The 6,763-nt window shown below is 67.5% G+C and carries 5 protein-coding genes; 3 read left to right on the top strand and 2 right to left on the bottom strand.

Annotated features, from left to right (window positions below; translation table 11 throughout):
* The first annotated feature begins 385 nt into the window (after positions 1-385).
* Positions 386-1,099: a hypothetical protein gene (locus VFJ21_08630; GenBank protein ID HET7407178.1), complete on the top strand. Its 714-nt coding sequence runs from the start codon at positions 386-388 to the stop codon at positions 1,097-1,099.
* A gap of 138 nt (positions 1,100-1,237) precedes the next feature.
* Positions 1,238-2,197, top strand: coding sequence for a hypothetical protein (locus VFJ21_08625; GenBank protein ID HET7407177.1), 960 nt, complete (start codon positions 1,238-1,240; stop codon positions 2,195-2,197).
* 195 nt (positions 2,198-2,392) lie between these two features.
* Here VFJ21_08625 and VFJ21_08620 read toward each other — a convergent pair whose 3' ends face one another.
* Both VFJ21_08620 and VFJ21_08615 read right to left on the bottom strand, forming a co-directional pair.
* Entirely contained in the window at positions 2,393-3,646 is a 1,254-nt protein-coding gene (locus VFJ21_08620) for an ATP-binding protein (protein ID HET7407176.1), read from the bottom strand.
* A gap of 236 nt (positions 3,647-3,882) precedes the next feature.
* Positions 3,883-4,893 (bottom strand): EcsC family protein, encoded by a 1,011-nt coding sequence (locus tag VFJ21_08615; protein HET7407175.1) that lies wholly within the window; start codon positions 4,891-4,893, stop codon positions 3,883-3,885.
* A 648-nt stretch (positions 4,894-5,541) separates the two neighbouring features.
* Between VFJ21_08615 and VFJ21_08610 the strand changes: the two genes are divergently transcribed.
* Positions 5,542-6,237: a hypothetical protein gene (locus VFJ21_08610; protein ID HET7407174.1), complete on the top strand. Its 696-nt coding sequence runs from the start codon at positions 5,542-5,544 to the stop codon at positions 6,235-6,237.
* The last annotated feature ends 526 nt before the right edge of the window (positions 6,238-6,763 follow it).

Here is a 6,763-nt window from a genome sequence, read left to right as displayed (position 1 = left end):
GCCCAGATTGACGCGCCTACTCCAGTTCACGCGGGGCTTCGGCGAAGTGAGACGGCCGCGCGGTTGGCAATTGTCCTGCGCCAGGCAAGTCAAGGCGGACCGCAGGGCGAATGCGGCGTGGCTTTGGGTGGTGACGGCGACACGTCTGTCTGAGGAGATGGCGGTTACAGGCTGACGTCCCGGCGTGCGACGGGCAGTTCACGGAGGCTGTCTGCAACGTGCTTGACGCCAACCGACTCGGGTTCACTACATCTGAGATCGCGTCGGCTCTGCGTCCGACAATTCTTGTGGTGGCCCCGGGCTCGAGCTCGCACAAGCGCACGCGCCCGGTGCGCGTAGAGAAAGCGCTCGACGGGCCGGGCCGGACGCGTCAGGATCGGCACCCGTGACGACGCCGAAGGAACTGCTGGTCCAAGCCGCCGCCCGCAACAACGCCGAGTGGTGCGCGACGATGAGTCGATCGCACGGCTTGGCGGGTGAGTTCGGGGCGCAGGCCTGGGCCGCTCCGGCGCGCACGCCGCTCTACTACCCCGACTCGGTGACGCTGGCGCCTAGTGCCGATCCGGCCGAACTGGTGGCCCGGATCGACACCGCCGCAGCCGGCGCCTCCGTCAAGGACAGCTTCGCCGACCTCGACCTGGGCGAGGCAGGCTTTCGGGTGCTGTTTGAGGCACAGTGGATCCACCGACCGGCGAGTGCGCCTACCACCTCATCGGCTCTTGCCTGGACGGTGGTCGGCACCCCGGACACGCTGCGCGACTGGGCGCTCGCCTGGGACAACGGGGACGGCAACGCGGATCTCTTCCGGCCTGCCCTGCTCGACGACCCAGCCACCTTCGTGCTCGCCGGAAAGTCCGCCGACGGCCGGCTGGTCGCCGGAGCGGTTGCGAGCCGCAGCGACCAGGTGGTCGGTATCTCCAATGTCTTTGCGTTGGACGGCGGCCCTGACGCGGCCTGGCCGGTCGTACTAGATGCCGCGAACGAACTGTTCCCCGCCCTGCCGGTGGTCGGCTACGAACAGGGCGACGACCTGGCGGTCGCCGTCCGCCATGGCTTCGAACCCGTGGGTCCGCTGCGGATCTGGCTGCACGGCCTGTAATCGGACCGCCTCCGGCGCCACACCTGCCTAGTCACGGCTCGGGCAGGCTGCGGCATACCGCCGCGTTGGCGTTGACCGTCAGTTCGGAGCGAGGCGCGGCGGGGCTCCTAAGCCGCGGGTATCTGAGAGTCTGCTGTTGTGGACACCAAGACCGCGGACACGATGGCCTGGCTGCTCGCGGCGGAGGAGCCGTCTGTGCGGTACCTGGCCCGTCACGATCTGCTGGGAGAAGACTCGCCGTCGGACCGGGCAGCCATCACGGCCGGGCCGTGGGTGTCGGCGTTGCTCGCGGGGCAGCATGATGACGGCGGGTTCGGGGGCGACCCGTACCGCAAGTGGACCGGCGCCCACTGGCGGTTGGTCTCGTTGGCCGAGCTCGCCGCGCCGGCCACCGACCCGCGCGTCGCAGCCGCCGCTGACCACGTCCTGGCCTGGATCGTCGACGAGCTGAGGCGCCCACCGCGGGTGGTCGACGGACTGCCGCGTGCGCATGCCAGCATCCATGGCAACGCGCTCGGCGCGTGTACGCGGCTTGGACTCGCCGGCGACGAACGCGCGCAACGACTTGCCGAGGCCATCATCTCCTGGCAGTGGCCAGACGGCGGCTGGAACTGTGACAACCGGGCCGACGGGCACCGGTCGTCGTTCCACGAGTCGCTGCGCACTGCGTGGGGTCTGCAGGAGTACGCCACGGCCACTGGTCACGCCGGCGCCCGTGAAGCCGCGGAGCGGGCCGTCGAGTTGTTCCTCCAGCATCGGGTGTTCCGTCGTGGCGGCACGGGCAAGCCGATCAATGCTCGTTGGCTGTCGATGCCCTACCCGTCGTACTGGCATTACGACGTGCTCTCCGCCCTGATCGTCATAGCGCCAGGGGGCGGGTGCACCGACCCGCGGGCCTCCGATGCCTTGGACCTGCTCGAGGTGAAGCGCCGGCCGGACGGACGGTGGAACGCGGCGGCGCAATGGTGGCGCAGCCCCGGCAGCAAGAACACTCCGGAGGTAGTCGACTGGGGTCGCGCTGGCGAACCCAACTTGATGGTGACCCTGACTGCCTTGCGTGCTCTTGCCGCGGCCGGTCGGGAAACCCTCAGCCAGTGACGCCAGCGTCCACCTGCCAAGGCACCGTCACGGAGGTGCGTCACACCGCCGCGTATGACCTTCAACCGCAGATCCCCTCTGAGCCCGATGCGCGGTCCCTTGCTGTCCCGCATGCCGAAACCTCAACCGAACACCAGCGGCGTGACCGAACGTCGCTCGTCGGTCAGGCCATCGCTCGGGTGTAGCACCATTCGGCTACTGCTGATCATTGCGCTCCGGGGGCTGGATCATTCGCACGTTGGATATGCCGCCCTGGTTCACGCAGTCCTGAGCAAGGTCGTGGACAAGCCAGTAGTACTCCAGTGAGGACTCGACCGCGTTGACCGTGGTCTCGACAGGCGTGTAGCGATGCAGCGGGGTGGAGACACCCTCGTAAGTGAGGCCGGAGTTGTCCGTTGTCAGAATCGTCAGGGACTGTTCGCCGGCCCACTCGATCCCGACCCGCACTTCGTACTCGTCGTTGTCGGTGGCCTCTGCGGTCGCGCGGATCAACGCCATGAGATCCGCGATGCCGCATTCGATCGCTGCCGACTGGACCTGCGAGCCTTCGAAGTAGCCGTCGCTCGTCACGCGGTGCCCGCCGACCGCGGCCGCGAGGGTGGTCGAGCCGTCGTGATGGATGCTTAGCCACGCTTCCTTCCACGTCGACCGCTCGCCGGTGGCGGTGTTGACTGCGACCCAGCGGCGTAGGCCCGGTCGAGGGTTGCTCCGGTCCACGCTCTCCAGGGGGTGAACCCCGCCCCGGCCTGCGTAGGTCAGGGCTAGTTTCTCCGTCTTGGACAGCACGTCGCGTGCCTCCTCACGGGAGAGCCGATCGTGGAATCGGGGAACGCGAGGATGGGCCACGGCGATGAGCCATGCTCGCTTGTCGGTGTCGCGACCGCCGACTGCCTCGGCGAAGAGGTTGTCCAGCGCCTCGGTGGCGTGGCGCCGTTCGTTGAACCGCGCGCGATACATTGCCTCTATCTGGCGTTCCTTCATCCACGCGGTGTCTGAGTCGTTGCGAACGGGCGCACCGAAGTAGTCGTTCTTGTAGACCAGGTGGGGTCCGTCGATGCTCGCCGGGACCTCCACCACGACGGCACGCTTGCCCTCGTCTCCGAGGCGGTGCACGTGTAGGCCGAACACGGGTGGGGAGATGGCGGTGATCGCGGCGCTACGCAGGGAACGCTCATACGCCTCGTCGAACTCGCCGACGTCGACCCGCTCCGTCGCCGCCTTCTGCGACTCGCGAACGCCGTAAACGATCACTCCTCCACCGCTGTTGGCCATCGCGGCGACATCCTTCGGGAAGTCCGTCTGCGGCAGTCCCTTCGCCCGCGGCAGCTCAGACTTCCAATCCAAGTCGTTCGTCTCCACCACGCCGGCGGTCACCGCAGCATCGAGCAACTCGTTCGTCAACGGTGCCGGGGAGGCCCCCAGCGCGCGGTGAACGGCTGTGAAGGTCATGCCCCCAGCGTAGGGATGCCCGACGACATGGCTCCGGAACGTCGGGGAATGCGGAAGTAGTCGCGGTCGTGGCGCAAATCCCCTAGGCCGCTGGTCTTCGGCCTCGCGTGACCGCTCATGCCGCCATGCGCTCGGTCCACGCCTGCCACGGACAGGCCCGCTTCGATCAGGGATCGTCACGCGGAGCGTGACCAGTACGGGATCCCCGCTGTGGCACACTCCGCTTGCCGATCTCGCTACTCGACGGCTGGGTCCTCGTCGGACTCAAGGCTGCGGCGCAGGTTCGGAGGAAGCTCCAGGCCGTGCTTCTCCGCGAGCAGGACGGTCGCGCCGTAGTGCCGCGCCTGACGCGCGGCATCGCCCAACACGTGCGAGTTCGTCGCGGCACCCGCCAACACCGAGATCACCGGCATACCCATCCGGGCGCTCTTGACGGGCACGTGCTTCCCGTCGCCCGCCCTCTTCAGCAACTTCTCGACCGCGGCCATGAGGCGGTGGTCATCGCGAAGCTTCTGACTCCAGTTGACCCGGCCCTTCGCCGCGTCAAAGGCGGCACTGGCCTTCTTCACCGAGCCAGCCTTTACCACCTGGTTCTTGTAGGCCCGGGCGACCATGCGATCGATGATGTGCCGCACCTCCGGATCGGCGGCGTCGTACCCGTAGGCGTAACAGATGCGGGTGGCGATGGCGCCCGTGAGCACATGCATGGCGATCATGTCGAGCCCGATAGCCAAGACGCTGCCGAGGACGGGCACGGGGATCATGGCCAGCGCACCAAAACTCGCCCCCTGCCCAACGCCGACGGTGCCCCACTTGAGCGCCATACCGGTAGTCAGCTCCTCCAGTTCTTCAAGGTCCAGGCGTCGCAGGTCTTCCAGCGACTCCACCCCCCGGCCCTTCTCCTGGTGATACTTCAGAACCGCATCCGGGTCGGTCAGCTCGACCACCCAGTCATTGAGCAGTTCGAGCAGTTGCACGACGTGATGGACGGTCGGCACGAGTGCGGCATCAACGGCCGCACCCGCGACGTCCTTCACCTTCTCCGGGGTCCACTCTGCCACCGCCTTGCCGGCCTTCGAAGCGGTGTTCTTCGTGACCTCCACTGTGGTATCGAGCGCAACCCGGGCTCGAGGCGGGAGTACGGCCTTCCGCCCCTGGGCCTTCTTCTCCCAGTGCCCTTGCAGCTCGTCCCAGCGCTTCCGCTCGTAGCGGGACATGGGATCGGAAGAGGGCCTTTCCTTACTCATGAACGCAGGGTAGGCGAGTGCTCCGACAACCGCAGGGGATCAGTGACAGTGACTCTCCGCGACGTCGATCTGGAGGCCCGGAGGGGCTTGCTGCACGTCCGGCTGTTAGCCCGGCAAGTCCGGTCGGCCGAAGATCACTGCCGGGGGGCAGAGCATTCCCCTTTGAGACTCTTCCGCTCTTCCGGGCAAAGCGCTGCTGTGCGATTCAAGCAGGGAGTCCACGTCCCGATGTCGCTCCGGCCCCGGTTCCGTCACCGCGATCTCCTTGAGGCCGTGTGCACCTGTGATGCCGTGACGGTCACCGCAAGCCGATCGTCACGCGCAGCGTGACCACAGCGGGATCCGCTATCGAACGTTGATCGCATGCACGGAGTAGGTGACGCTTGCCACCGCCATTGCCGTCCGGTCGCGGCGCGCTGCCAGGGCGTCGTCATGTCGTGTGCGCCCCGGCCGGGGAATTCGCTCGTGCCCGGCCGTCCTGCCGAGCAGACTGTCCGTGTGGTCGCTCTGTTCGCTGACGACTTTGCCGCGCTGGCCCGCTCGTCGCCGTGGCGCTGGTCGACGTTGCGGTTCACCGCGCGTTGGCCGGGCGACTCGTGGCGGGCCCAGGAGCTGCGGGCGTGGCTGCGCCGGCCGGACCGGCTGCGCGTGGAGACGCTCGATGGCGCCCTGGTGCAGGTCGTTCACGAGTCACCGCAGCAGGTCGGCGTCCTTACCTCCGACGGTGACCGACACACCGCGACGCTGCCGTGGTGGACGACCCCGGATGCACCGCAGCCGCTGTTGCGCGCTGATGGCCTGGTGAGCGCGCGACCCGATAGGTTTCCTTCCGAGACCTCCTACGACGCCCCCATGTACCGCGACTACTTCTGGGTGGCGATGCTGGACCCGGTTGAACTGGCCGACGGCCACAGCCCGGACGCGGACGCCAGCCTCCCGGGCACGGAAATCGACTCGGTCGCCGAAGTCCAGCACGCCGGCCGCCCGGCATGGGAGGCGATCATGCGGCCGACGCCGGCCTACGAGCCGCGCTGCACCTGTTGCTCGCTACTGTGCTCTCGTGAAGTCGACGTTGCGGAAGCGGAGTCCGGTGCCGGCGACAAGGTCGTGCTCGACGAGTACCCGGAGGCGTGTCGAGTCCGCCTCGACGTTGGCACCGGCGTCTGTGTACTGACCGAACCCATCGGCGGCAGCACGCCCGGCTCCGGACACGAGCTGCGGATCGAGGCGGTCGACGAACCCATGGACGACGACCGCTTTCGGTCCCTGCCGCCGTCAGGGCCAGCACCAGGACCTTCGCCCCAGCCTGGCCTGTCACCACGGTCCGTCGACTCGCGATGGTGACTCCGGCCCCAAAAGCGGATCCCCTTCCGGGACGGCCAAGCGCCCAGGTCGACGTAGCGCGAGCTGTGGAACACTCATGGGCACTTTCATCTTCGCTGCATCTCGACATTCGTCGTTCCGACCGAGCTCGGATGCCGGCAGCAGTTATGGATCAGTACCTCGAGGCCCGCGCCCGCCGCGGGGCCTGACGTTGCTGTCATTTGCGCCTGTCGGCGCTCGCGTGCACGAGGGCTCGGATTGGGCTCGGTTTGATTCACAAACGTGCGCAACGGCGTGCCGACGACTTCAGGCGAGAAGATCAGCATCTCCGCAGGTCAAAGGCGACTTCGGGACGATGATCGCAGTCGGCCGCAAGGGATCGCGGCCACGCTCAGTCGCTTTGACGTGTTCCCGATGACGTACCACGTCGAGTGCGTCGCGCGGCTGGTGCGCTGAGCGCCCCCGCGCGAGGACGCTCGACATCGTGTATCTTGATATCAAGATAGTTCTTGCCCGTTGAGCCGGGCCGGATCCCGGTTCGGCAAGA

Source organism: Mycobacteriales bacterium (assembly GCA_035690485.1).
Taxonomy (GTDB): Bacteria; Actinomycetota; Actinomycetes; order JAFAQI01; family DASSKL01; genus DASSKL01.
This window is presented reverse-complemented; position numbering and strand designations above follow the sequence as displayed.

Coding starts and splice junctions, on each gene's coding strand:
- VFJ21_08615 (HET7407175.1), bottom strand. CDS start 4,893: ATGAGTAAGGAAAGGCCCTCTTCCGATCCCATGTCCCGCTACGAGCGG.
- VFJ21_08620 (HET7407176.1), bottom strand. CDS start 3,646: ATGACCTTCACAGCCGTTCACCGCGCGCTGGGGGCCTCCCCGGCACCG.